General features: G+C 44.9%; 25 protein-coding genes. 10 read left to right on the forward strand and 15 right to left on the reverse strand.

The annotated features are described in order from the left end of the window. Positions 1 to 293: 293 nt before the first annotated feature. Both L4D74_RS10480 and L4D74_RS10485 read right to left on the reverse strand, forming a co-directional pair. A complete protein-coding gene (locus L4D74_RS10480) occupies positions 294 to 872 on the reverse strand; it encodes a hypothetical protein (protein ID WP_428752082.1) in 579 nt (192 codons plus the stop codon). 165 nt (positions 873 to 1037) lie between these two features. Further along, positions 1038 to 1952 (reverse strand): LysR family transcriptional regulator, encoded by a 915-nt coding sequence (locus L4D74_RS10485; protein ID WP_428752083.1) that lies wholly within the window; start codon positions 1950 to 1952, stop codon positions 1038 to 1040. Between the two features lie 125 nt (positions 1953 to 2077). Here L4D74_RS10485 and L4D74_RS10490 point away from each other — a divergent pair, with 125 nt between their 5' ends. Beyond that, positions 2078 to 3142 carry an HlyD family secretion protein gene (locus L4D74_RS10490; RefSeq protein WP_428752118.1) on the forward strand — a complete coding sequence of 355 codons (1065 nt, stop codon included), beginning with the start codon at positions 2078 to 2080 and terminating at the stop codon, positions 3140 to 3142. A gap of 3 nt (positions 3143 to 3145) precedes the next feature. Continuing rightward, positions 3146 to 4708, forward strand: a complete 1563-nt coding sequence (locus L4D74_RS10495) for a DHA2 family efflux MFS transporter permease subunit (protein ID WP_428752084.1) — start codon at positions 3146 to 3148, stop codon at positions 4706 to 4708. Between the two features lie 98 nt (positions 4709 to 4806). Here L4D74_RS10495 and L4D74_RS10500 read toward each other — a convergent pair whose 3' ends face one another. Together L4D74_RS10500 and L4D74_RS10505 are read right to left on the reverse strand one after the other, a co-directional pair. Then, complete coding sequence (locus L4D74_RS10500) at positions 4807 to 5193, reverse strand: hypothetical protein (RefSeq protein ID WP_428752085.1); 387 nt, start codon at positions 5191 to 5193, stop codon at positions 4807 to 4809. 97 nt (positions 5194 to 5290) lie between these two features. Continuing rightward, positions 5291 to 6583, reverse strand: a complete 1293-nt coding sequence (locus L4D74_RS10505) for an alpha/beta fold hydrolase (protein ID WP_428752086.1) — start codon at positions 6581 to 6583, stop codon at positions 5291 to 5293. Positions 6584 to 6823: 240 nt separating this feature from the next. Here L4D74_RS10505 and L4D74_RS10510 point away from each other — a divergent pair, with 240 nt between their 5' ends. Beyond that, positions 6824 to 8011 carry an alpha/beta hydrolase gene (locus L4D74_RS10510; protein ID WP_428752087.1) on the forward strand — a complete coding sequence of 396 codons (1188 nt, stop codon included), beginning with the start codon at positions 6824 to 6826 and terminating at the stop codon, positions 8009 to 8011. A gap of 112 nt (positions 8012 to 8123) precedes the next feature. Here L4D74_RS10510 and L4D74_RS10515 read toward each other — a convergent pair whose 3' ends face one another. Together L4D74_RS10515 and L4D74_RS10520 are read right to left on the reverse strand one after the other, a co-directional pair. Further along, complete coding sequence (locus L4D74_RS10515) at positions 8124 to 9155, reverse strand: NADP-dependent oxidoreductase (RefSeq protein WP_428752088.1); 1032 nt, start codon at positions 9153 to 9155, stop codon at positions 8124 to 8126. A 145-nt stretch (positions 9156 to 9300) separates the two neighbouring features. Beyond that, the gene (locus L4D74_RS10520) at positions 9301 to 9885 is read right to left on the reverse strand and encodes a TetR/AcrR family transcriptional regulator (RefSeq protein ID WP_428752089.1); all 585 of its coding nucleotides are present in this window, start codon (positions 9883 to 9885) and stop codon (positions 9301 to 9303) included. 334 nt (positions 9886 to 10219) lie between these two features. Between L4D74_RS10520 and cspE the strand changes: the two genes are divergently transcribed. Continuing rightward, positions 10220 to 10432, forward strand: coding sequence for a transcription antiterminator/RNA stability regulator CspE (gene cspE, locus L4D74_RS10525; protein WP_102468934.1), 213 nt, complete (start codon positions 10220 to 10222; stop codon positions 10430 to 10432). 102 nt (positions 10433 to 10534) lie between these two features. On the opposite strand, the gene L4D74_RS10530 is transcribed toward cspE, so the two are convergent. Beyond that, entirely contained in the window at positions 10535 to 11311 is a 777-nt protein-coding gene (locus L4D74_RS10530; RefSeq protein WP_428752090.1) for an AraC family transcriptional regulator, read from the reverse strand. A gap of 99 nt (positions 11312 to 11410) precedes the next feature. Here L4D74_RS10530 and L4D74_RS10535 point away from each other — a divergent pair, with 99 nt between their 5' ends. Further along, on the forward strand, positions 11411 to 12577 hold the full coding sequence (locus L4D74_RS10535) for a multidrug effflux MFS transporter (protein ID WP_428752091.1): 1167 nt from the start codon (positions 11411 to 11413) through the stop codon (positions 12575 to 12577). 108 nt (positions 12578 to 12685) lie between these two features. Here the strand turns inward: L4D74_RS10535 and L4D74_RS10540 are convergent, their stop codons facing one another. The 6 genes from L4D74_RS10540 to L4D74_RS10565 form a co-directional block, all read right to left on the reverse strand. Continuing rightward, positions 12686 to 12946, reverse strand: a complete 261-nt coding sequence (locus L4D74_RS10540) for an HP1242/YdcH family protein (protein WP_265675767.1) — start codon at positions 12944 to 12946, stop codon at positions 12686 to 12688. A gap of 100 nt (positions 12947 to 13046) precedes the next feature. Beyond that, complete coding sequence (locus L4D74_RS10545; RefSeq protein ID WP_428752119.1) at positions 13047 to 13808, reverse strand: regulatory protein RecX; 762 nt, start codon at positions 13806 to 13808, stop codon at positions 13047 to 13049. Between the two features lie 227 nt (positions 13809 to 14035). Next, on the reverse strand, positions 14036 to 14188 hold the full coding sequence (locus tag L4D74_RS10550; protein WP_250617636.1) for a hypothetical protein: 153 nt from the start codon (positions 14186 to 14188) through the stop codon (positions 14036 to 14038). A 270-nt stretch (positions 14189 to 14458) separates the two neighbouring features. Then, positions 14459 to 15451, reverse strand: coding sequence for an L-arabinose ABC transporter permease AraH (gene araH / locus L4D74_RS10555; protein ID WP_428752092.1), 993 nt, complete (start codon positions 15449 to 15451; stop codon positions 14459 to 14461). A 14-nt stretch (positions 15452 to 15465) separates the two neighbouring features. Beyond that, complete coding sequence (gene araG, locus L4D74_RS10560; protein WP_428752093.1) at positions 15466 to 16980, reverse strand: L-arabinose ABC transporter ATP-binding protein AraG; 1515 nt, start codon at positions 16978 to 16980, stop codon at positions 15466 to 15468. A gap of 56 nt (positions 16981 to 17036) precedes the next feature. Then, complete coding sequence (locus L4D74_RS10565) at positions 17037 to 18038, reverse strand: arabinose ABC transporter substrate-binding protein (protein WP_428752094.1); 1002 nt, start codon at positions 18036 to 18038, stop codon at positions 17037 to 17039. 368 nt (positions 18039 to 18406) lie between these two features. On the opposite strand from L4D74_RS10565, the gene L4D74_RS10570 reads away from it, so the two are divergent. From L4D74_RS10570 to araC, 5 genes are all read left to right on the forward strand, one after another. Then, complete coding sequence (locus L4D74_RS10570) at positions 18407 to 20107, forward strand: ribulokinase (protein ID WP_428752095.1); 1701 nt, start codon at positions 18407 to 18409, stop codon at positions 20105 to 20107. Positions 20108 to 20135: 28 nt separating this feature from the next. Then, positions 20136 to 20858, forward strand: coding sequence for an L-ribulose-5-phosphate 4-epimerase (locus L4D74_RS10575; protein ID WP_428752120.1), 723 nt, complete (start codon positions 20136 to 20138; stop codon positions 20856 to 20858). Between the two features lie 57 nt (positions 20859 to 20915). Further along, positions 20916 to 22409: an L-arabinose isomerase gene (gene araA, locus L4D74_RS10580; RefSeq protein WP_428752096.1), complete on the forward strand. Its 1494-nt coding sequence runs from the start codon at positions 20916 to 20918 to the stop codon at positions 22407 to 22409. Between the two features lie 62 nt (positions 22410 to 22471). Then, on the forward strand, positions 22472 to 23011 hold the full coding sequence (locus L4D74_RS10585; protein WP_428752097.1) for a hypothetical protein: 540 nt from the start codon (positions 22472 to 22474) through the stop codon (positions 23009 to 23011). A gap of 61 nt (positions 23012 to 23072) precedes the next feature. Beyond that, the gene (gene araC, locus L4D74_RS10590) at positions 23073 to 23909 is read left to right on the forward strand and encodes an arabinose operon transcriptional regulator AraC (RefSeq protein ID WP_428752098.1); all 837 of its coding nucleotides are present in this window, start codon (positions 23073 to 23075) and stop codon (positions 23907 to 23909) included. Positions 23910 to 24020: 111 nt separating this feature from the next. Here the strand turns inward: araC and L4D74_RS10595 are convergent, their stop codons facing one another. Together L4D74_RS10595 and L4D74_RS10600 are read right to left on the reverse strand one after the other, a co-directional pair. After that, positions 24021 to 25874: a M48 family metallopeptidase gene (locus tag L4D74_RS10595; RefSeq protein WP_428752099.1), complete on the reverse strand. Its 1854-nt coding sequence runs from the start codon at positions 25872 to 25874 to the stop codon at positions 24021 to 24023. After that, positions 25874 to 26464 (reverse strand): LemA family protein, encoded by a 591-nt coding sequence (locus L4D74_RS10600; RefSeq protein WP_428752100.1) that lies wholly within the window; start codon positions 26462 to 26464, stop codon positions 25874 to 25876. The genes L4D74_RS10595 and L4D74_RS10600 overlap by 1 nt, the downstream gene beginning before the upstream one ends. Positions 26465 to 26601 lie beyond the last annotated feature (137 nt).

Below are 26601 nucleotides of genomic sequence, written 5' to 3' on the forward strand. Positions count from 1 at the left end.
GTTCGATCTTTCGCCCTACCTCTCTTTTTTCATACAAAGAGAACAAAAAGGACAAAAAGAGCGACCATTCACATAGATGGCAACTCTTTTTGTCCTTTTGTGTACGAGGTTAAAGGCTTACGGTTATGTTCGAGGGCGATCATAGCGGCAATAGCCTCAATGAGACTTAATCTAGATTAAGATCACGTAAACTATTACCTAAGCGGATGAAGAAAAATACACGGTCTTTGCATACAACGTCGGCGTACAAAATTAGGGGAGTGAAAGCCAATCAATCTAATTGGCTCTCACGGCTAGAATCTAAACCCTAGTAAGAAGCTAACTGTTGTAGCATCAATGCCAGTAGGTTCTTGTTTACCTTCAATATTGAGCGTTTCTATCCCGGCAAAACTTGCATGAACGTTAAATATGAGGCGTTCATTAATCGGGTACCCAAACCCTAAAAACGGCAGATATTTTCGTTCCGTCAGTTGATAAATTTCTGCGCCTACGACCTCTGAACCTACCGTGCCATACGCGTCTGCACTCATGTCTAATACCATCTGTGTCACACCCATTTTAAGTGTTAACCCTTCCAGCATCGTGTCTGAAAATTGATAACCTACATAAAGGGTACCCAATTGGCTAGAGCGCTTTTTAGTGTAAGTACCATTACTAATCGGTGGTTCATTATAAGACCCACTTTCGTAATTCTCAGTCGTACTTAAATTAATCTGAGCACCAAGCACGTAGTTGTCGTACACCACCCCTTCAATACCTGCGGCGAAAGATTTATTGGTATCCACCCCTGCATTAAATTGAAAATTGTAAGCGCTAGAAGGTGCGCTCATTATTAACAGAGTTAGAGGTAAGCCGAGTTTGCAAAATTTCACTCTTTAATCCTTTAATCGTTGGACGCCTAGTATTAGGTGCCTGTAACCACTAGACGCCCATAAAAATTAGCGCTTATGTTGTCAAATTATAGCGTACATTCAATGTTAAAAAGAACCACAAATACCAATTATCTGTATGAATCTACAACTGATTCTGTTCGACTTTTAACGACCCACACCCTCATCCTCACGTTGCTGGAAAGCCGTTAATAAGTAATCGATAAACACCTTTTTCCGCTTAGGCATAAGCTTTCTCTCTGCATAGACAAGACTCACCGACACCTCTGGCATTTTGTATTCGGGCAGTAAACGAATAAGACGCCCTGCTTGGATATGCTCTCGACAAATGAACTCTGGCAATACCGCTATCCCTAAACCGTCAATGCAAGCCGTCAAACAAGCGCTGATCGTATTTACTCTCAATTGATAAGGCAGTTCGATTTGTACCGACTCGCCACCTTTTAGTTGTAAATGCCATTTAGGTAAGCGCGCTGCTTTGTTAAAGACTTCAATCATTTTATGCGGTGACGTCAAATCCTGATGAGTGCTAACTTGACCAAATTGAGCTAAATATTGTGGGCTCGCCACCAACACACGCGATGAGGTAGTTAAATAGCGAGACACCAAACTCGAATCAACCAGCTCACCAATTTGAGCATACAGATCAATCCCTTCAGCAATGACGTCCACCTCACGGTTCGTCAGTTCCAAATGCATGGTGACATGAGGGTAGGCCTTTAGAAACCCGTGAATATAAGACGCAAGTACCTGATGGCCGAGCTCAACCGGTAGCACCACATTCAGCTTTCCTCGAACTAAATCTTGACTCGAAGATACCTGGATCTCGGCTTGATTCATGATTTCTAGCATCTGAACACTCGACTGATAAAACTGCTCACCTTCCGGGGTTAGCACCAAACTTCGCGTCGATCGCGTGATCAACCTCACACCTAAATGCTCTTCTAGTTCAGCCAGTTTTCTACTTACTGTTGATTTTGTCATATTCAAAAGTTCAGCTGCATGAGTAAAGCTACCACAATCAACAACTTGAGTGAAAACACTCACCGCATTTAAATCCATAGAGCTTCTCCATACCATCTATTAGTAAGAATATTGCAACAGTGTTTCTCTTTTTTCCCATCTTATCAATTAATGGGAATCATTTACAATTCGTTACACCTAAGGCCAACATAATGAGTAACGCTATGACCGACAACACCCCTACCTCTCCAGTAACCGCTAAGAAAAAACGTAATAAAGCACCACTGATTGCCACAGCGGTAATGCTGTCACTGGGTTTACTAGGAAGTGTCTATTGGTTTGGTTACGGTCAGTACTTTGAATCAACAGATAACGCCTACCTGCAAGGCGATATTACCAATATTAGTCCTAAGGTCTCTGGCTACATAGTGAAGTCCTACGTCACCGACAACCAATTAGTGAAAAAAGGCGATCTGCTGGTGCAAATCGATGATCGTGATTACCAGGCGACACTCGATCAAGCCAACGCGCATTTGTCCGTCGTCCAATCTAGCGTGCACAACCTTATTGCTCAGCAAACGCTACAGCGCAGTCAAATTTCTCAAGCAGAGAGTCGAGTTGATTCTGCACAAGCCGAATACGACCGCGCTCTGCAGCAGTCGGCTCGTTCTCGTAGCCTTCATCAGCGAAATTACGCCTCACAGGATGAAGTAGACAGCATGCTAGCACAACAAAAAGTCGCCCTTGCCGCCTTAGAAGAAGCCAAAGCCAACGTCGTTGCTAGCCATGATCAGATGGGGGTCATCGCCAGTGAAATCGCTCAGGCAAAAGCCTCAGTTACCGAAGCGCAAGCGCAAGTAGAACAAGCACAACTCAACCTTGATTACACCAAAGTATACGCACCAAATGATGGCATTATTGGTAAGCGCAGCGTACGAGAAGGCTTACTTGTGCAATCTGGTGCTCCGCTCATGAGCCTCGTACCGAACAACAATGTTTGGATTGAAGCTAACTTTAAAGAGACACAACTTAACGGCATTCATAAAGGCCAAAGCGTTGAAGTCGAACTCGATGCGTTTCCAGGTCAACCTCTTAAAGGGGTGGTCGACAGTTTTTCTCCGGCTACAGGGGCTAAATTTGCCCTACTTCCACCAGAAAACGCAACTGGCAACTTTACCAAAATCGTGCAACGTGTTCCGGTGAAAATCATCATCACCGATCAACAGCAATTACAAGACCGCTTACTACCAGGCTTGTCTGTTGTCGCCACGATTGACACTAGAGGCTAACCAATGAGCAATACCGCGACGATCGCCTCTAACACTCAAAATAACAGCCAAAGTAGCGACGTTTCGACGCGCCAGTGGATCGCCCTATTTGGCGGGTTAATTGGCGCTTTTATGGCTATTTTGGATATCCAAATCACCAACTCGTCACTCAAAGATATTCAGGGGGCGCTCTCCGCAACGCTGGACGAAGCGTCATGGATTTCGACCTCCTACTTAGTCGCTGAAATGATCGCCATCCCTTTAAGTGGTTGGTTATCCAAGGCACTAGGCAAACGCCGATACCTCACATGGACCACCACCATTTTTACCTTGTCATCATTGCTCTGTTCATTCTCATGGAATATGACCTCAATGATTGTCTTCCGTGCCATGCAGGGCTTTAGTGGCGGCGCATTAATTCCACTCGCATTTTCACTAGTGATCCAACTGCTGCCAATCAACAAACGAGCCGTGGGTATGGCCCTGTTTGGCGTCACCGCCACCTTCGCCCCTTCCATTGGGCCAACCTTTGGTGGCTGGTTAACAGAAAACCTGTCATGGCACTACATTTTTTACATCAATATTCCTCCCGCTCTCCTTGTGATATCGATGATTCGTTACGGGCTAGACGATGAAAATCTCGACCTAGGCACACTTAAAAAAGCCGACTGGTTCGGGATTATCACTATGGCATTGGGCTTAGGGTGTTTAGAGGTCGTGTTGGAAGAAGGCAACAGAGAAGAGTGGTTTAGCTCCGGCTTCATCATTGGCTTGAGTATTATCTCTGCCGTCAGCTTGGTCTACTTTGTGATTAATGAGCTGCAACATAAAAAGCCACTGGTCAACCTAAGGCTACTGAAAGACGGTCAATTTGCCATGTCTTGCTTGGCCTATTTGATTTTGGGGATGGCACTGCTTGGATCAATCTATGTATTACCGATGTACTTAACACAAATTCAGCAATATAACGCGATGGAGATTGGTGAAGTACTCATGTGGATGGGCTTTCCGCAGTTGCTTATCTTTCCACTGGTACCAAAACTTACGCAGATAATTAAACCGAAGTACTTGGTCACGTTTGGCTTTGCTATGTTTGGCTTTAGCTGTTACGTCAATACGCACATGACCGTGGATTTTGGCGGGCAACAATTGATTCTATCCATGCTACTTCGCGCCATTGGCAGCCCATTTATTATGGTGCCGCTATCGTTGGTAGCAATGAAAAACATCAGCAAAATGGATACACCAGATGCCTCTACCCTAACCAACGTGATGCGAAACCTTGGTGGAGCGTTCAGCATTGCTATCATCGCGACCCTGTTAGATAACAAAACCCGTGAGCACTTAGGACACATTAAAGAGTCTCTGCCAAGCGTGAGCCAGCTTGGCTGGCAAACCCTACATCAGCAGCAAGCCTTTTTTATGCAATCTGGAAGCGATGCGGCCACTGCAATGCACCAAGCGCAAGCAAGCCTACTGGCAACCATGCAACGCGATGCCGCAATCATGGCTTATAATGATGTGTTCTTAATGATGACGGCATTTCTCGCCTTTGCAGCGATGCTTATTTTGAATATGAAAGATTAACGCAACCAAAAACGAAAAAGGCGTTAGCGAACTCAACATCGCTAACGCCTAAACATCATATTATTGATGGAAAATCTATTTAAACTGAGTAAAGACGCTTAGTTTGATTCTTCTTCCGTATCGCAATCCGTGCAACTTTGCAGCGCAATCTCATGCTCAAAGACAACAACATCGCTACCTTCTTCCAGTAGTTCTGCTATTTCATCTGCGACTTCTTTTTCGTCATCTGCTTCAACTTGGCTTACCAGTTCTTCTGCGGAGTATCCGAAGAAATTTAATAATAAGTATTCACGCGCTTCGTCTTTAGTGCACGTCACATTTACCGAAAGATCTGGCTCAACGCTGTCTTGCGCAATAATTGATGCAATTTGCGCAATAACATCGTCTTTCATCGCAGCCGTCAACCAACCAAGATCAGTGCTTACAATGGTTTTTTTACAGTTAAAACAAGGCAGTTGATGAAAGTAATATTGAAAATCAGTCATAGGTAATTTCTTCTTTAAGTGTTGTATTGCGAGATTATGCGCGTTTTCTAGAAAAATACTATCTCAATAGGCATTGAAGTGTGGATTGGTAAGGCAATTACTTGGGCAGATTATCTAACTCATTCGCCATCACCACCAAACGGTCCAAAATACGTTCGCCATCTACCCCTATCCCGTTATGCTCATATTCATTCGTAATCCAAGCTTTCGATAATGGGAGCGCCGCCAACGTTTCTCGACTGTAATCTAGCTCGACATACATGTCATCCGCATAAACCGCACAAGCGACGGGGACGGTATTCTGGCTCAGCACTTCCGCGTTATATAACTCGCACCAATCTTCTTTCTGTGCCAACAAGTGGGCAGCTTCACGCAGTGACTTTAAGGTTTCTAATTGATCAAACATCCATGGATAAACCATTTCGCCAGTAAACCAAAATGTTTGTCCCGATTGATAATTATATTTCGAGTACTGCTCACGGACTCGATCGGCAGACCAATTAGACGCCGTGCCTTGACAGTAGATCGACTCATGCAAAATCGCGTAAATAGGGTTGGTGAGATAGGCTTGCTCTTGCTGCATCTGATTCAAAAAGCTATAACTCAACTGCTTCTGTCCTTCCACGTGTATAAAGGCGCTCTCAAGCATCAAATACAGTGGCATATTGGCGCCACCTCGGCCAAGATTAATGCCAATCAATTGAAACTGCTCAACAGTAAATTGCTGGCCATTTGGCAGTATCACGTCATTTTCAAGCAAGTACTGTGCAATATCACAACACATCGCTTGAGCCTGAGGAAACTGTTCAAAAAACGCCTTATTCTTGTCGGATAATCGTTGATACGTTGCTTTATACACCTCATCAGCATGGCGCGAGATTGAAGGGATCCCTCCGGTCACATAGCAGCGTAGTAAACTTTGTGGGAACAGGGACAAATAAGTTAGCGTACAAAAGCCGCCAAAACTTTGCCCTAACGTTGCCCATTGCTTAACACCTAGCTGCTCACGAATCGCTTCTGCATCTCGAACAATATTGTCGGCACGAAAGTGTGACAAGTAGTGAGCTTGCTGCTCTGCGTTAAGGTGCGCTAATGACTCTTGATTAATGACCGAACTATTTCCAGTGCCACGTTGATCTAACAATAACACTCGGTATTCTTGTAGCGCACGTTTCAACCACCCCGACTCTCCACCTGCACGAGGCGAAGGAAAACCCGGCCCGCCTTGAAAATACACCAACCAAGGAAGTTCTTGACCATCTTTAGCCAAATCGACAAGTTCACGAGCAAACACTTGAATCTGCTCACTGCCTTCATCTTGATAACTTAAAGGCAGGGTAAAAGTATGCTGGCGATACAGCGTGGTTCCATCAATAAAACTCGATTGCACGTCACTTTCCTTTTTATCACGTCGTGTATTAGAGGCTGCCGAGTCACCAAGGCAACGCTTAGCAAAAAATATTACCATTAATTTTGAAAGAAAGCGTAAAGCTAATGCTATGAGACACTACAGGAACTAACATCACAATAATGAAAGCTTGCAATGCCCCATCGTGACATTGACATTTTTTCGACATCGGCAATATTATTCTAACGGCACTTAGTTTCTCTACCCAATAAAGAGTGCCCTATGAACATAAAACTCATTTCATTAAACGTATTACTTGGACTCACCTCTTTTGGTTCATTAGCAACCAATATCGATGCGCATGAAAAATTCCGTGGCGAGCAAGCCTTAGAAGCCGACCAATCGCAGTGGTTTCGTGAATTGAGAATGGAAAACTGGACAGAAATAGTACCACAGCAGGATATTAGGAGTACGCTAAGCCGGATCAACTCTGGTCATAAACTCCGTGACTTTATCAATGACGATGAACCCGGTCACTGGACCTATGAGTTCACTAAAGCGGCAGATAACTATGCGGCATCAGCAAACGATTATGACTCATACCGAAAAGCTTCAATGATGTACCTAATCGCATCGTATCCAAACCATATGACGCCGCATGAACATACCGCCATTGAGCGCTCAGTCGAACTTTACTTAAAGGCAGAGTCATTAAGTCATACTATTGATGTCGAACGCATTGATATGCCTCTGGCCAATGGCCTATCGATCACCGGTTTATTACATAGACCAAAAGGGGCATCAAAACCGGCAGTGATCTTGTATACAGGCGGTGTAGACAAGATTCTAACCGAACATAGAGATTCCATTGATGGATTATTAGAGCAAGGTTTTGCAGTCGTTACGTTTGATATCCCCGGTGGTGGTCTCAATAATCAAATAATTATTGAGTTAGGTAAGGAAGATCAGGCTCACCAAGCCGCGCTCGCATACGTAAAGTCCGATAAACGACTCGATGGTAACAATGTCGGCGCGCTAAGTTCGTCTGGCGGGGGAGTTTCATTAATGACGTTCATTTTAAACACCCCGGAGCTAAAAGCGGGGGTTGCACGTTGCGCGGTCGTAACCGACGTACTCACCGATACCCAAGTGTTCCATCATGCCCCGCTCATGTCTTCCATGTCTTACGGCTATCGCATCGGGGTTGAAGACGTTAGCGACCTTGATTCATACGGCAAATGGACCATCCCGTTAGCACTTATGACAAAGGGCTTTAAAACGAATGAAACTAATGTGCCCGTTCTCGCAATCAACACCAAAGATGACATGGTGAACCCACCTAAAGAGATGGTATACACCGCAGGCCTATCTACGAAAGGAGAAGTGGCGTATTTTGGCAACTCAGGGCACTGTCCCGATGGCGAAGAGCCCGAAAAAGCGATCATTAATTTCTTTGATAAGTATATGTAACGCAAAAACGACGCTTACATCCAATGTAGACGGATATAAGCGTCGCTTCTTTATAGATTTAAATAACGCTCTTCCACCCATTCAGTCCGGTGTGAGACGTTAGATATCGGCGCTATTTAGGTTGGTTTACCTGCACGACTAGCTTACCAAAATTTTTCCCTTCCAGTAGCCCGATAAAGGCTTCAGGCGCTTGCTCTAACCCATCAACCAAGTGCTCACGATATTGCATTTTGCCTTCTGCCAGCCATGTTGTCATATCTTGAGCAAACTCATTGTAGCGATGAGCGTAGTCGTCAAAGATAATAAAGCCCTGCATCTTAATTCGCTTAACAAGCAGTGCACCCATCAAGGCTGACATGCGATCTGGCCCCTCTGGCAGTGACGTAGCGTTGTATTGAGAAACTAAACCACACAGCGGGACACGTGCTGCGGTATTCAATAGCGGCAATACCGCATCAAACACTTTACCGCCAACATTTTCAAAATAAACATCAATGCCTTTGTCACACGCAGCAGCCAATTGTTCAGAAAAATCCTCGGATTTATGGTCGATACACTCATCAAAGCCAAGGACTTCTTTTGCGTAACGACATTTTTCTTCACCACCTGCCACACCAACGACGCGACACCCTTTCAGCTTGCCGATTTGCCCAACCGTTGCACCAACAGGCCCCGTCGCCGCCGCCACAACCAGGGTTTCACCCGCCTTTGGTGCGCCAATATCAAGCAGTCCCATATAAGCGGTAAAACCCGGCATACCCATGATGCCTAATGCAAACGAAGGATGCGTAGGATTTTGACCTAACTTAATGAGACCTTCTCCATTAGATACGCCGTAATCTTGCCAACCCGTATAGGCAAGCACCCATTCGCCCACTGGAAAATCTGAATTATTTGACTGCTCCACTTGGCATACCGTCGCCCCAACCATTACGTCATCAAGCTCAACAGGATCAGCGTACGATTTCGCGGCGCTCATGCGACCGCGCATATAAGGGTCAAGAGATAAGTAGATACTACGTAGCAACATTTCATTGTCGCCAATGGCGGGTACATCGGCGTTTTCAATACGAAAATCAGCTTGAGTTGGCGCACCAACAGGACGAGATGCCAGCACGATACGGCGATTGGTAGGTTGAGTCATTGGGTTTTCCTTTTGTCGTAGTAACACTGATCCATCAATAAAATTAGACCAGTCGTCTAGTGTTTATTTCTAAAAATCCCGCTCTGTACTCGCTGTTAGAAAAAACGTCTACAACAAGTAATCTGGCGGGTCTATTTTCTATTCTCTATTTGGCTAGAAGCTGCTTGGTTGTTGTAAAGGCTTGCTCTAATCCTAGTTGATCTTGAGTCAGTTTGCTCATTAAGCTTGCACCAAGCCAAAGCTGATAAATGACTTGCGCAGTACTTTTGCTATCAGTCACATTTATCGAGCCATCTTCCATGCCACTTTGCAGGCAGTTAGCAATGGCAGCAACCACACTGTTGGCCCCTGATAACAAGGCCTCGCGCATCGGTGTAGACAGATCTGAAACTTCAGCACTTAACTTAACGACCAAACATTTATGTGCGTTACAACTGCCATTTTCCACGCTTAACCAGCGACTAAAGTACGCTAATACTCGATCAAGACCAGAGCCCTCCCCATGTTCTAAAATAGCGTTAATCCGCTCTAAATAATGGTGAAAGTAGTCTTCGATCAACGCCTCACCAAATTGCTCTTTCGACTTAAAATAATGGTAGAAAGAACCTTTAGGCACATCGGCCGTTTTTAATAATTCAGACAGGCCAACACTGGTGAAGCCTTTCGTTACCACTAACTGGTAACCGACATCCAAAATGTGCTGACGTGTATCGTTGGTTTTTATGTTCATGTGGCTAGCCTACTACAAAATAGACCAGTCGTCTAGTCAAGTGTCACAAACGTAAAAATTCTATCTCTCTTATTACCTAAAACTCACGACAATGAAAAAACCCAAAAAAAGACTGTACAAAAAACAAACAATCTATACTATAGCGCTCAGTTGTTCAGAGAGTTATTAAATGCAGCATCGAGTACAAGTAAAACTTCCACTACTAAACCTTAGTTTTGTAGTTAGGCGTTTCCCTTTTATTTTAGCGTAACATGATATAATTCAACCACTTAGCTAGCCATAATAGCTTGTTAATATTGAACTTTTCTTAAATCAAATGAATAAGGGGCATCACATGTCTAACACAACAACTGGTACAGTAAAATGGTTCAACGAAACTAAAGGTTTCGGTTTTCTAACTCAAGATAACGGTGGCGATGATGTATTCGTACATTTCCGTGCTATCGCATCTGAAGGTTTCAAAACACTTAACGAAGGCCAAAAAGTGTCTTTCGAAGTTGAACAAGGTCAAAAAGGCCTACAAGCGAACAACGTTGTTGCTATCTAATTAGCCACGATGAGTATTCATTCCGATGAATGCTAAAACGAATAAATGAAAGGTCGCCATTGGCGGCCTTTTTTGTGCTTACTGTAAAAAACCTATTTCGCATTAAAGCTCGCGTAGCTTAGTAAAGCTTAATGGCGTCTCCCCTGTATGCTGTTTAAAAAAAGCTATAAATGCGCTGTCAGATGAGAAAGCCAACCTGTGAGCAACATCCCCAACTTGCCCTCCTTCGCATAACCACTCAATCGCTTTAAGTAACCGCCATTGCTGACGCCAATCTTGGTATGGCATGCCCGTTTCTTGTTTAAAAATGCGCGTCACGGTTTTGGTGCTTGCGCCGACTTGTGTCGCTAACGTGGTAAGGCTGGGCACTAAATACGCGCCGGATGAGAGTTGCTGATTAAAGCTTTGCAGCCTCTTGTGCTTGGGAAGAGGTAGATAAAAGGCGTGCCGCTTGGCTTGGTGGAATTCTTCCCAGAATAACGTTGCCGTTGCATTCATTTTTACAGCAGGCAGATCCCAAGGCCAAAGCGCCATTTTATTGATCAGCGCTTTCATCACTTCATTCACTTCTATTGTCGTGATCTGTTTTGGTAGGGTGAACTCGCTCGGTTCAAAATACACCGAACGATAAGCCACCACATTGGTCATCAATGCTCGATGCCGTGTATAAGGCGGAATCCAAACCGCTTTTGTGGGCGGTAAAATACACAACGAACCTTCAAGTGCAAAGCTCATACAGCCTTGTGGGGCATACAACAACTGTCCTTTTTTGTGCTGATGTAGGCCAGAGTCATGCTGACCAACGTCTGCAGCAATACCGACAATAGGCATCTGGATACTATCGGCATCAAAGGTTGTATTCTCAGAAATGAATGCCATATGTCCTTATTTTGATGTTATTGGTATTAATGTTGTTAATGGGAATAGAGTAGTCCTATTTATACTTCTCGCCAAGTTAAACCAATACGAGAAAACACAATGAAAACCAAACCTTCACTGGGACTCATGGTGACGATGCTGATGTTTCCGCAGATAGTGGAGACGATTTATAGCCCCGTTCTTGGCTCCATCGCACAACATTTTTTTGTGACCGATGCACAAGTCGCACAAACGTTATCCATCTACTTTATCGCTTTTGCTATTGGCGTTGTGGCTTGGGGCGTGTTCGCAGATAAATATGGCAGACGACCTGCAATGCTTTGTGGATTAATTATTTATGCAGTAGCCTGCACGATCGCGTTATTGGCAGACAACTTTGCCACCATTATGTTGGCGCGAGCACTTAGTGCATTTGGCATTGCGGTAGGCTCCGTGGTCACGCAAACCATGCTTAGAGATGCCTACAGTGGTGAAGAGCTAAGTAAAGTATTCAGCCTTATGGGGATGGGTATAGCTATTAGTCCGGTTGTTGGCATGCTACTGGGAGGGCAGTTAGCGCACCTAGGAGGACATCAAGCGGTGTTCTTTACTTTGTTAGTGATGGCTATGCTGCTATTGCTATTTAATACGGTGAAACTGCCCGAGACTCAACACGAAAAGCGACCTCTTGAGTTAAAGGCTTTAGCAAAGAAAATGTTAACCGACGTCAAAGTGTGGCAATCGGCCATATTAGTGTCGGTTTACAACATTGCCCTATTTTCTTACTACCAATTGGGAGGATTTGCCTTTTCTGATTTAGGGTTAACGGCCGACCAGTTTGGTTACAGTGGCGTTGTCTTAGGTATCGGGACACTGTTAGGAAGCGCACTCAATCGCTATCTGCTGTCATCGCGTTTACTTACCAGTCCACTGTTATCAAGCAGTCAAGGTCAAACCCGCCTATTAGGGCTATCAGCAATACTTCTGATGACGGGAGGGGTCGGCGTAAATTTCACGCTAACGTCTATTTACTTCCTCCTTCCTATGATGATGGTTGTGATGGCCTTTGGAATCGCCATCCCAAACATATTGAGTATTGCGTTAGTCGACTATAAAGCACAGGCGGGCAGCGCTGGCGCATTATTTGGTCTGAGTTATTACTTAATGATTGGCGTTGGATTAGCACTGGCTGGCTTCGTTCAGCACTTAGGGACAGTCTTGATAGGGTGTGGTGTGATCACGATTGTCATCATGGTAAGCACCCACAAGAACGAAAGGCACTCATAGTTATCAACCACTGCGGCTTGTCGCTATGTGCAGAACAAAAAAATAGCCAACTCTTCCACGACTCAGGGCAGAGTTGGCATCACCAATTTTGTACTATACCCTTTCAGTTTATTGTGGGCTGGTATGCTTATGATGTTCTGTTAGCTGTAGATAAAGTTGGTCTTTTAGCTCCATCCGCTTCACTTTAAGGATGTGCATATTTTCATCGTCAATTGGGCTGCCGGAAATTTCTAGCTGGCGGATATCATAATCAAGCTGATGGTACTGTTGAAGGTCGGCTTTAAATGTCGGGTCATCGTGGTTAAGTTGAACAATATCGAGTTTGAGTTCTGGAAAATCCAAAATAAAAGCATGATTTTCGTTGAGCATCGGCATTCCCTCTTCCGTCTAATTACTTATAAGTATAGAAGTTCTCAGCGCGCAGAAATGTGTCTTAAAACCCAAAGCCAAACATTGTTCGACCATTGAATTACTGTTCCGCTTCACTTAATGCAAATTGAATCTCTTCCGCTGAGTATCCCTTACGGCTCAACATTCCATAGGCTTTGCTGCGTTCTTTTCGATTGGCAAGATCATACGCTTTCTTCTCTAGCTGCTCTAAGCATTGCTGGAAAAAATCAATCTGTTCCGACTCAGTCAAACGATTGACGACCGCCTCTAGATCGGAAATATCAATCTTTCTTTGCCTAAGCTCTTGGCGGATCACAATCAGCCCTTTCCCTTTACGTGCCAGCTTTAAGATCTCTTTCTCTATGTCGGCTTTTTGAGCCTTAATCTCCAATTTAGATTGAAGTTGACCCGCATCTGCGTGTTGGTTTACGGCTTCTTTTACTTGGGAAAAACTAAAGCCACGGTTTTGTAGAGTAGCGAACAATTTCTCTTTACTCATAGTAAGCGCTTGATAATAGTGATTCACCCTATCATTCAAAATAGTTTGTTCATCAATGGCTTTCTCTGCTTTTACCACATCGATGCATTCCAAAATAAGCGCGTCGCTTAACCCTTTAAGCTTTAATTTTTTAATAATATAACCGGACCCATACTCACCCATAAATGCACGCTCGGTAAATTGCAGCGCAAAGTCTTTATCTGACTTTACATAACCAAAGTCTTGCAGCTTAGCCATTGTGTCTGCAATCCATTCTTCGTTATCGGTTTTGACTCGCAATTTGCTCAATAACTCGCTTTGCGTCATGTCTTGGCGACCAAGATGCCACAAGGCTGAGTTCATCACGCTCTCAATTCGCGTCGCTTTTTTTACTGGGTTTCGATCGTTACTCAAATTTAATCATCCTACTTATCCATTTCACTCAAGGAAGCTCCATCTAGGTCATGTCGCCACACCCAGCCACTCAACTTAGCGTAAGATGCCCAATAGTCATAACAATAACACCTTTCTTTTCCCCAAAATGAAAAAGGCAGCCAGAAGGCTGCCTTTTAAATCAAATACGCTAGCAATTATGCTTTTTGAAGGTCACGTGCTGGGTAAGTCAGCGTCGCGCCATCCACTTTAACGTGAACGTAGTGACCGCCAGCGCTTGTGCCAACTACTACCATTTGACCCAAATCCACACCTTTCGTTGCTACTACTAGATCATCAATCGCGAACATGTATACACCTTGAAATAAACAAATAAAAAATGAACAACATTTATGCGCGCATTAAACCAGACCACTACCTTAGGTACTAATCGGATTATTTGTCGTATTGATTAGTTTTTATTGTTTAACACTGGCGATTTTTTAACGCTTTGCTTAACTCCGCTTTATGAGGAGATAACCTGTAAAATCACGGCTTAAAAAAACAATAAATGAAATGTAAACGTTGCCTTAGTAGTAAAAAACATCCCTCTATCAGGACAGGATAGAGGGATATTGGCGTCACACTTTACTTGAATTTTGCTTATAGCGGTCAAAGATAACGGCGGCAAGTAAGATCAGGCCGCGAACCACATATTGAGAGAACGGCGACATATTCAGTAGGTTCATCGCATTTTCTACGGTCCCTAGAATCAGTACCCCAGCGATCACGTAAGACACTTTACCAATACCGCCTTTCAACGATACACCACCCAGCACACACGCCGATATCACCACAAGCTCAAACCCAACCGATGTCATTGGTTGCCCACTGGTCATTCGAGCGGCCAAAATGACACCTGCCAATGCTGAAATAAAGCCAGAGATAGTGAAGATGATGATCTTTGTTTTGACCACATTAACACCCGCAAGACGCGCCGCCTCTTCATTGCCACCAATCGCGAGTGTATTACGTCCGTAAACGGTTCTATTTAATAAGAATGCGAACACGGCAAACGTAATTAACGTTAACCAAATGGGGGTTGGAATACCAAGAACCGATGAGTTACCAAGGGTAAAAAAGCTTTCTTCCGTAATCCCTACCGCTTTACCATCGGAAATGATATAGCCTAGCCCGCGCGCAATTTGCATCGTAGCGAGCGTAGTAATAAGTGCGTTGATTTGCAGCTTAGCAATAACAAAGCCATTAAGTAGTCCAAAGGCCACTCCAGACAGCAAGCCTGCGCCAACGCCTAACACCACGCTGCTGGTTGCATTAATGGCGACCGCCGTCACTACGCCTGAACAAGCGATAATGGAAGCAATGGACAAGTCCAAATCACCACATGCCAGGCAAAACAGCATGGCACAAGCCACCATACCACTCATGGAAATCGCGAGCCCTAGTCCCTTCATATTGATAAAGGTGGCGAAATAGGGGACAAATAAAGCACAAAGAATAAACAAGGCAGCAAATACCATTAGCATGCCAAATCGATCCCAAATTTGAGCAACACTAAATGGTGCCTTTTTCTTTTCGTTATTAAATATTTTGGTTGAACTGGTTAGAGACATTTTAATTATCCTTATTAAGCAGCATCAGAAGCATGGCCCATCATGGCAAGGCGCAGCGCCGTTTGTTCGTTAAAATCACAGCGAGATAACTCACCCGTTACCGCTCCATCTTTCATCACGAGTAAGCGGTCTGAAATACCAAGTACTTCAGGTAAATCACTTGAAACCACCAGCACCGTGACGCCTTTATCAGCCAATTTAAATATCAGATCGTAGATTTCGGATTTAGCCCCGACGTCTATGCCACGTGTTGGTTCATCGAGTAAAATGACACGCATGTCGGTTGACAACCAGCGGCCCAAAATGACCTTTTGTTGATTCCCTCCAGATAGATTGCCGATCAACTGATCCAGTGATGGTGTTTTCACATTAAGCGCACTAACTTGCTCAGCCGCATTTTGTTTTTCCCACTTAAAATTGATCAAACTACCCAATGTAAGGTGCCAAGGGCGAGCACTAATATTGGTGTTTTCTTCCACCGATAAGATAGGCACAATGCCATCCGATTTTCGGTCTTCAGGGCATAATGTAATACCGGCTCGAATCGCCTCTCGCGGATTTTTGATGACCACTGGCTTACCATCTAAAAGGATGTCCCCGCCGACTGCTCTCTCTGCGCCAAAGATCAAACGAGTTAACTCGGTTCGTCCTGCGCCAACAAGGCCAAATACCCCCAATATTTCTCCTTGTTGAATGTTAAGAGAAACAGGGGCGGTTAATCCCGGACCTATTAGGTTTTTAAGCGCTAAACCGCTTTCACCAAAACGGCGGCTGCGATAGTTATAAATATCATTGATCTCCCGTCCAACCATAAGCTCCACCAAGCGTTCGTGGCTAAGTAACGATAAATCGTCAAACGTTTGAACATGTGTACCATCTTTGAAGATCGTGATGGCATCACATAGATTGAAAATTTCTTCCATACGGTGTGACACGTACATGATGATTTTTCCATCATCTCGTAGCTCACGAATCACTTTAAATAATCGTTCTATTTCACGTTGAGACAAGCTGCTGGTTGGCTCATCAAAGGCAATGATATGGGCATTACGGCTCAATGCTTTGGCAATTTCTACCATCTGCCATTGTCCGATAGAAAACTCTTTAAGCGGACGTGATGGGTCAAAGTCTTCACCGAGTTTAAGTAACTGCTCACGCGCATTCGCATTCAAAGTTACGGTATCTACACGACCATTTTTGGTTGGCAGCTGACCCAAATATATATTTTCAGCTACGCTCAATTCCGGTACCAGATTGAGCTCTTGGTAAATAATCGCGATACCATGCGTCAACGCATCCGTTGTAGAAGCAAAACTTAACGGAACTCCATCAATAATTAGCTCCCCTTCTGTCGGCTGATGTAACCCACTAAGCGTTTTCAGCAACGTGGATTTTCCAGCTCCATTTTCACCCATGAGTGCGTGAATACTGCCTTTGTTGGTACGAAAGCTAATATTGGATAACGCCTTCACTCCCGGAAAGTGCTTAGAAATATTGCGAAACTCTAAATAAGACGGTGAGACTGACATATTTTCCTCCTATGAATATCCAAAGCGGCAGGCATCCCTGCCGCTCGGTTCGTCCATTACAGTCCTTTTTTCGCCAATTCTTCTTTGAAGTTATTGCGAGTAATCAGTACCACATCCGTCACTTCAACAAACTTCTCTGGCTCTACGCCTTCTTCAACCCATTGATATAGCGACTCAATACTCTTGAAACCATGAACGTCAGGGCTTGGCAATAACGACCCATAAAAACCCGTCGCCTTAGATTTTGCCAGCTCATTGACCGCGTCCACACCGTTGATGCCGATACCAATAATATTCTCAGCATTAAACCCTTGCCCCTCTGTCGCTCTCACACCACCAAGTACCGTATTGTCGTTCATGCCAACAATCAGCCATTGCTTCACATCTGGATATTGAACTAGTAGGGAGTTGGCTGCATCAAGTGCGCCTGGGATATCATTTGATTTGGTTGGTACACGGTGAATTTGGTCTTTAGGAAAACCAAGCTCGCCTAGCGCTTGAATAGAGCCACCCACACGGCGACGAGCCGTATCAAGTTCATCGGCAGTAATCGCCATTACTGCTGTTGTGGATTCATCCCAGCCACGTTTCTTCATTTCATTGTAAAGTTCTGTTCCTTGGCGATGACCAATTTGACTGGCGGCCATCATGACCAATGGCACATCGAGCATCGGCTCACCTTTAGCATTTAAGAATTGGTCATCGACCGTGACAACTTTTAGGTCATAACTCTTGGCTTTTGCCATAATCGCGGGCCCCAACTTAGGATCCGGGGTACAAATAACAAAGCCTTTCGCACCGCTCGCAGCCAAAGTGTCTATCGCATTAAGCGTTTTTTCACCATCAGGCACCGCCATTTTTATCACTTCAAAGTTATATTGCTCGCCAGCTTTTTCGGCAAAATTCCATTCTGTCTGAAACCATGGTTCTTCTGGTTGTTTAACCAAATAGCCTAATTTGAGGCCATCATCGCTACCAAAAAATGCGCTTACAGATGAACTCAGTAGTGTTGCTCCCGTCAAAGCGGCTAGAGTGAGTGTTTTTCTTATTTTACTCATGATGTCATTCCATTTACTGATGCAGGTTGATGTTCTATTGCATTATTAGAGGCAATGATGGGTGAAAGAAGTGATGAAAATCACACCAAAAATTTGTAGCCATTTTATCCATGCATATAGCAATCTCAGCCATGATTCAGATCTCACTTTGTCAGCCGCATATGCACTCACATGCCATAAACGCTACATCAATCAAGCTAACAACGTGATTTTCACGCCACTTCCTCGATATTCGTTATTTTATTAACTCAACCACACAATCCCCATTGCGGCGATTTTGTCCATGTATATGACGATTCAATTCATGGCTCTACCACCACTTGCTGGCTATAAAATAAAGGAAATACCGATTGTTATGTGGAGTCATCATGGACAAATTGAGTGCGGTGCATTCGCATGTTATTGGATTAGACTTTGGGTCCGATTCCGTGCGTGCATTAGTTGTAGATACCGAAACCGGCGCGGAGGTGGCGAGCGCTGTCACCTATTATCCAAGATGGAAGGAAGGGAAGTATTGCGAACCTGCTCTATCGAAATTCCGCCATCATCCCAAAGACTATATCGAAGCAATGAGTGATGCCATTTGTCACGCGGTCAAGGCACTACCTACTGAAATAGTGGCCTCAATTGTTGGTATTGGTGTCGACACCACAGGGTCCACTCCAGCACCCATTGACAAACAAGGTAAGGTATTAGCGCTCACCCCTGAGCATGAACATAATCCCAATGCGATGTTTATCTTATGGAAAGACCATACGTCGATTTCGAAAGCCGATCTGATTAACACCCTGGCACATTCTGGCCAATTTCCTGACTACACTCGCTATGTCGGCGGTGTGTATTCTTCAGAATGGTTCTGGGCGAAAGCTGCATGGGTTTCAGAGCAAGATCCCAACCTAGCACAGCACATTCATAGCTGGGTGGAGTTATGCGATTGGATACCTGCACTTCTCTCTGGTAATGAGCATCCAGAGACACTGAAACGCGGTATATGCGCTGCAGGTCACAAAGCCATGTGGCATGAAAGTTGGGGAGGGCTACCTTCACAAGACTTCCTTAGCGCCATTTCTCCGGCGTTCGATGGCATTCGAGACCGCATGTTTTCCAAGGTCTATACCGCGGATCAAATTGCTGGCTACTTAACACCACATTGGGCACAGCGGTTAGGACTTCCTGAAGGCATTGCGATTGCAATTGGGGCTTTCGATTGTCACATGGGGGCCGTTGGAGCCGGCGCCAAAAAATACGATCTCGTCAAAGTAATAGGCACCTCAACCTGCGATATTTTGATGGTGGATGCGAACGATGTAGCCGACCGCACCATTCATGGGATCTGTGGTCAAGTTCAAGGCAGTGCAGCACCAGAATGGTTAGCGCTCGAAGCGGGACAATCTGCGTTTGGCGATATATTTGCTTGGTACAAGCGCCTTCTTATGTGGCCCATCGAACAATTGGCTCAGCAGCAGCCAGCCCTAGAACTTGCCATTGAACAACTTGAGCATCAACTCATTCCGATGCTCGCTAATGCCGCTTCTCCAACAATAAGAGAAAACGCCCCTATTGCGATGGATTGGCACAATGGTCGTCGAACACCCTATGCCGATCAACGCCTCAAAGGCGCTATTGCCAACTTGAATCTCGGTACCGAGGCACCAGACATTTTCCAAGCTCTGGTTGAATCTACCGCACACGGAGCCAAAGCGATCGTCGACTGCTTCGTTTCACAAGATGTAAAAGTCGAGCGTGTGGTTGCTATCGGAGGGATTTCTAAAAAGTCTCAGTTCGTCATGCAGATGTGCGCCGACGTCATTGGCCGTGAAATCATCGTCGTCGAATCAGAACAAAGTTGCGCACTAGGCGCTGCCATCTTTGCCGCGGTTGCAGCGGGCATCTATCCCAACACGCAAGATGCCCAACGTGTCATGGCTAGCCCCATCTCACACGTCTATACACCCAACGCCAATGTGGTACCCGTGAGACAGCATCGAGCAAACTTATATAAAGAATTGGGTCGCGAGCTAGAAACATTCAGTGAAATTCAACAGCAGGGAACTCAGCATGAACAGTAATGCACCCCATATCTCAACGGCACATATCATGTCCGAACAAATCGCCCGATTAGCGTCGCTAAGAGAGCAGGTATGGCAATCAAACCTTGATTTGCAGCAACATCAATTAGTGACATTCACTTGGGGCAATGTGTCAGGCATAGACAGAGAAAGTGGTCTTGTGGTCATTAAACCTAGCGGCGTGGCTTACGAGGACTTACGTCCAAGTAATATGGTGGTAGTCGACCTCAATGGTCGCGTCATTGAAGGCAAACTTAACCCCTCTTCAGATACCGATACTCACCTTGCGCTGTATCGCGCGTATCCGGAATTAGGGGGCATTGTGCATACCCATTCGCCACACGCAACAAGTTGGGCGCAAGCAGGACAAGCCATCCCTGCATTTGGTACTACCCATGCCGATTATTTCTATGGACATATCCCCTGCACACGAGCGCTATCTGATGCTGAAATAGCGAGTGATTACGAGCTCAATACTGGCAACGTCATTATCGAAACAATTGGCGACACGGATCCTATGCAAATTCCTGGCGTGATCGTTAAAGAGCACGCGCCGTTTAGCTGGGGGAAAAGCCCAAATGATGCCGTACATAATGCTGTGGTACTCGAAGTTGTCGCCCGCATGGCACTGCAAACGCTACAAATCAACCCTAACGTCGGCACTATCAATCAACGATTGCTGGATAAGCACTATCTCAGAAAACATGGTTCAGATGCCTATTACGGGCAAAAAGATTCCACCAATCATTAGTTACTAGCATTAAGCATTAAGCATTAAGCATTAAGCATTTTAAATTAAGGGCTTCTCATGAAAACATATTCTGATAAACAAGTCTGGTTTGTCACAGGCTCACAACACCTTTACGGGCCTCAGGTATTGCAAAATGTGGCTCAAAACAGCCAAGAAATTGTGACCACATTAAGCCACAGCAGTGCTATTTCTACCCCTATCATCAATAAAGGGACCGTCACGTCACCTGATGAAATATCCTCGTTGTGCCGTGAAGCGAATAATCACCCTGACTGTATTGGCCTCATACTATGGATGCACACTTTCTCGCCTGCCAAGATGTGGATCAATGGATTAGGGTTACTAAACAAACCTTTCTTGCACCTCCACACTCAATTTAATGCTGCACTACCATGGGACAGCATTGATATGAACTTCATGAACACCAACCAAAGCGCCCACGGTTGCCGTGAATTTGGTTTTATTGGTACTCGAATGGGGATTGATCGCAAAGTGGTGGTTGGTCACTGGCAAAACCAAAGTGTTCATCATCAAGTAGATGATTGGTGCCGTGCCGCAATGGGCATTCACGAAGGGCAACATCTAAAAGTCGCACGATTCGGGGACAACATGCGACAAGTGGCGGTCACCGAAGGCAATAAAGTCTCGGCTCAGATTCAGTTTGGCTACGAGGTAAACGGTTATGGACTCGGTGAACTCAGCGACTGTGTTAACGATGTCTCGGACAGTGACCTCAACGCCCTTCTGGATATCTACGCCACTGATTACGATTTGGCACCAGCATTATTACAAGACAAAGCCAGCCTTCTCATTCTCCAACAAGAAGCTCGTTTGGAGCTTGGCATGGAGCAATTCTTAACCTCTGTGGGTGCTAAAGCCTTTACAAACACCTTCGAAAACCTGTCTGGTTTAACCAACCTTCCTGGGCTGGCAACGCAACGCCTAATGGAAAAAGGTTACGGTTATGGCGGCGAAGGAGATTGGAAAACAGCAGCGATGACTCGCATTATGAAAGTCATGGGACAGGGAAAACAAGGTGGGACTTCTTTCATGGAAGATTACACTTATAACTTCGGAGCAAACAGCCAAGTATTAGGTGCACACATGCTAGAAGTGTGTCCCACTATTGCCGCTAACAAACCAAAAATTGAAATTCACCGTCATACCATTGGCTGCGACTGTCATGTGGCAAGAATGATATTTAGTGGTAAAGCCGGTCTAGGGTTAAACGTCTCTATGATTGACCTTGGCTCACATCATCGCATGTTGGTCAATTGTGTTGATACGGTATTGCCACCGCAAGCCTTGCCTCACCTACCTGTCGCCCACGCCCTGTGGACACCACAACCCAATTTAGAGACGGCCGCTGCCGCTTGGATCCACGCTGGTGGTGCGCACCATACCGTCTACAGCCAATCTGTAACCGTTGATATGCTGACTGATTACGCTGAAATGACTGGGGTTGAGATGATCTTAATCGATAACGACACTAAGTTGCGCCAGCTAAAAACGGAGTTAAGACATAACCGTGCACACTACCGTTTCGCCTAGCGATCGAATGTCGTCATATTTTCATAAGGAGGCTCCTTCTTGGAGCCTTATTAGGTCAAGCTATGAATACAATGAATGAGTCGCTCCCATCTACCGCAATGCTCAATTGCAATGAATGGCAGCTCAGCCTGAACAAGCATACCCCCGATTGCTTTCAACTTTTGCACCATTCACATGCCATTTTTCAAGGGCAACTAGAAATCTACAACAATGGAAACCCGTTAGATTTAAGTGCGATCACATGGCAGTTTCGTGATAAACCCCATCAGTTTGAGCAATGGTGTAACCTACGAATCAACCATGCCATTTCTATTAGTATGACCTACTCATTTCAACAGGGCGTGTTCGTCATCGACTATCTCGCCAGAAGCCATAATCCAACAAGGTTAGATATTCGACATCATATAACGGAAATAGACCCTTCTCTACTGGGTGAGAGCGACCATCAGAGCCTAAGCCCCTTGTCGAATTGGCAGCATCAACGAGGTGATAACCCCAGCGCTTACTTAGTCGAGTCGAATGACCGTGAATTTCGTGAAGGGTTTAGCAGCACGCAATGGATTGTTTTGGAACAAATGGCAGACGAAATCCATCGCGCTTAATTCCATCTAGGCGTAAAATATCGACAAATTAACAATAAACTCAATAAGTAAAGTTCACATTATGCAAACTGACCCACTCAAACCCGGATTCAATTTCGATGCGCATTTGGTCGCGGGGCTAACCCCTATTATTGAGGGAGATGAGCTGGACTTTATTATTGACCGTCCTGACGGGATGAAAGGGTTTATTATCAACATCACCAGTAAGGGAGAAGGCACCATTTTTTCCGGTGATAATGCCTTTGACGTTAAACAGGGCGATATATTGCTTTTTCCTCCAAGCGCCGCGCATTACTACCATAGAAAGGAGCAATGCTCGTCTTGGTTTCATCGGTGGATCTATTTTCGACCGCGTGCGTTCTGGCATGACTGGTTGTCTTGGAGTGACAACATTAATGGTGTTTTCGTGACCCGACAGCTAGGGATGGAAACCATCAAAGCGTTAGAGAGCCTATTCATCGATATTGAATACACCTCAAAATCAGAAGTGCCTTATCGAAATGATTTGGCGATTAATTTACTTGAGCAGCTACTCATTCGTTGCAAAACACTGCAGCCTGACGTGATGAGTAAACGACTCGACCCAAGGGTTATTGAGGCGATGAACTACATGACTCAGCACCTCAATGAAGAATTTACCGTTGAGGACGTCTCGGCGCACATCTGCCTTTCCCCGTCTCGCTTAGGACACTTATTTCGCAGTGAGATGAACATGCCCATCACTCAATGGCGTGACGATCAACGAGTCAGCCGCGCCAAACATTTACTTCTGACAACCAACTATTCCATCAACCATATTGGACGAATCATTGGCTACTCAGATCCGCTCTATTTTTCGCGAGTATTTAAACGCAAAGCAGGAGTCAGCCCTAAGCACTTTCGAGAGCAAATTTCATAACATTTAGCCGTAGGATAAAAAATGCCAGCGGTCACCACTGGCATTTTTCTTTGCAAAGAATCGTTTATCTTATCTCGAGGCTGTTATATCGATGCTGTTATATCGATGCTCTTATATCGAAATAGTTAACGGCGGCTCTGGTACGTCAAGGAAGCTGGCGATCACTCGATAAAGTTCACCTTCGGCAACAGTAATCTTACCGTCTGACTCGATCGCTAAACGACACGCTTTCACAAACAAGCGGCGTTCTTGCGCTTTAAGCTGAAGCAATAACTCCAACTCGGCACGGCTCAAACGCCAGCTATTACTTGCAGGCTCTAATGCAACTTCCGGTAAGCTCAATGAGGCAATAGCGTTATTAAATGCGCTCTGTGCTTCTATGGGACTTGAGTGACTCACCCAAGACAACTCCCTCAATAGCCAATAAACGCTCTGCTTAAGCTGCTTCAAGTTTTTGTTTTGGCGAGTAGCGCCAAACGAAACGAGAATTTGCTTCTCTAATAAGTTGATCACACACCACTCTCCTAAAGAGTAATGATTGTCGGTTTGAGATAGCTCCCTTAGCACTTCACATAACCGATTCTTTTGCCCCTCACTGAGAGATTTTAGTGAGGGGGTGGCCAATTCTAACAAAGGAAGACGCAAGTGAAGAGGTAAGTCATAATCCAGCCAAGGTAGTAATGCTGCATGAGAAGCCATGGGAATATGGCCTTTGATCATTTCTCGCTGTATGTCGCTGCCATCAAATATCAGTTTTAGTGCGATAAAGCGCGCACTGTAGGGTTCACGAGCAATATCCACCAAATCTTGTGGTAGCTGGCTGATAAGCTGCTTACCGGTTTCCGTAAACTCAGTGAAGGTCGGCAATACATCTTGAGGTACAGCGTCGGCACCCGACGCAAACCCACTCACTTGTTCATGACTGAAGGCAGAATCTTGGCTCTGGCCTCTGAGAGAAAAGCTGCCGTCCCAGTTTGGCTCAATGCGGCGAATCCTTTCATCTAGCGGTGGGTGAGTAGCAAAGAAGCCCGTGAAGCCCGATAGACTGCTCTGTCCAAACATCATATGACTCATTTGATTGCTCGTTTGGGAATTTAAACTAGAGCCAGCCGTGTGACCGCCAATTTTTTTTAGTGCACCAGCAATACCTTGGTCATTACGTGTAAACTGAACAGCACTCGCATCGGCTAAAAACTCACGTTGACGAGAGATCGCCGCTTTGATCATAGAGCCAAACAAGGTGCCAACCCAACCGAAAACTAAACAGACAATAGCAATCAGCATAATCACCATGAAGCCTTTGTTAGAATCTGAGGAACTTCTAGAAGTACGACGGCTGTAGTGTGTGCTATCTAAAACCAAGTGACCAAAATGCGCAATACAAGTAATACCGAACAGCACGCCAATCAAACGCGTGTTCAAACGCATATCTCCATTTAAGACATGGCTGAACTCGTGCGCAACGACACCTTGAAGTTCATCCCGCGTAAAGCTGTCTAAAGCACCTTGCGTTACACCGATGACCGCATCATCAATGCTCATGCCTGCGGCAAAAGCATTAATACCACGCTCTTCCGACATGACATAAACAGGAGGAACAGGAATACCAGATGCTATTGCCATCTCTTCCACGATATTTAGCAGCTGTCTATGCTGGGCATCTAATGTATTTGATGAAATGAGTTTACCACCGATGCTCTCAGCGACACCTCTACCACCATTGGAAGAAAGCTCAGACAGACGAATCATGGAGCTTATGGCCACAACGAATGTCACCCCAGCAAAGCACAGCAGGACGTAGAGAATAGCGGTTCGCTGATCAAAGGGTTCGCCAGTCACCCCGTAATAGATACCAATCGATAGTACGCTTACCAAACCTGTGATAATTAATACCGCTAAGGAGAACAGGAACACGAGGAGCCCGGTGCGCTGACGCGCGGTATCTTGATGATCGAAAAAATCCATTAGAACTCAACCTTTGGTACATCTTGAATTGCTTCACTGTCTGCAAATTCCAGCAGTTTACCGTCATGGAAACCAAACATATTAGCGAACAAAAGTGGTGGGAATGTTTGCTTGTAAGTGTTGTAGTTGGTGACAGCATCGTTAAATGCTTGGCGAGCGAAGGCAACTTTGTTTTCAGTACTGGTCAACTCTTCTTGTAATTGGCTCATCGTTTCATTGGCTTTTAGCTCTGGATAGGCTTCGACAACCACATTCAACTTACCTAGCGCATTTTGCAACATGCCTTCTGCTTGTGCCAATTGGCTAATTGCAGCATCGCTGTCTGGAGCGTCACTTGCTGCCTTCAACCCAGAAATGGCTTGATTACGAGCTTGAATCACACGCTCAAAGGTTTCTTTCTCATGTTCCATATAACCTTTTGCCGTGCTCACCAAGTTTGGGATCAGGTCGTAACGACGTTTTAACTGAACCTCAATTTGAGCAAAGCTGTTTTTAAAGCGATTACGTAGCGTCACCAGCTTATTGTAAATGCTGACAGCGAACACCGCGATAAGCAAAATGATAACAATAAAAACAATAAGTGAAATCATAGTAAGTTCCATTTTATGAATGTATTGTAACTTTATATATTTACTCTAGATATTAAGCAAATTGGACTTACTCATATCTGATATTTTATCGTATAATGCGATATACGCTCCACTGCTTCGATTATAAATCCCTTTTT

The sequence above is a fragment of the Vibrio cionasavignyae genome (assembly GCF_050337155.1).
In the GTDB taxonomy this organism is placed as follows: domain Bacteria; phylum Pseudomonadota; class Gammaproteobacteria; order Enterobacterales; family Vibrionaceae; genus Vibrio; species Vibrio nomapromontoriensis.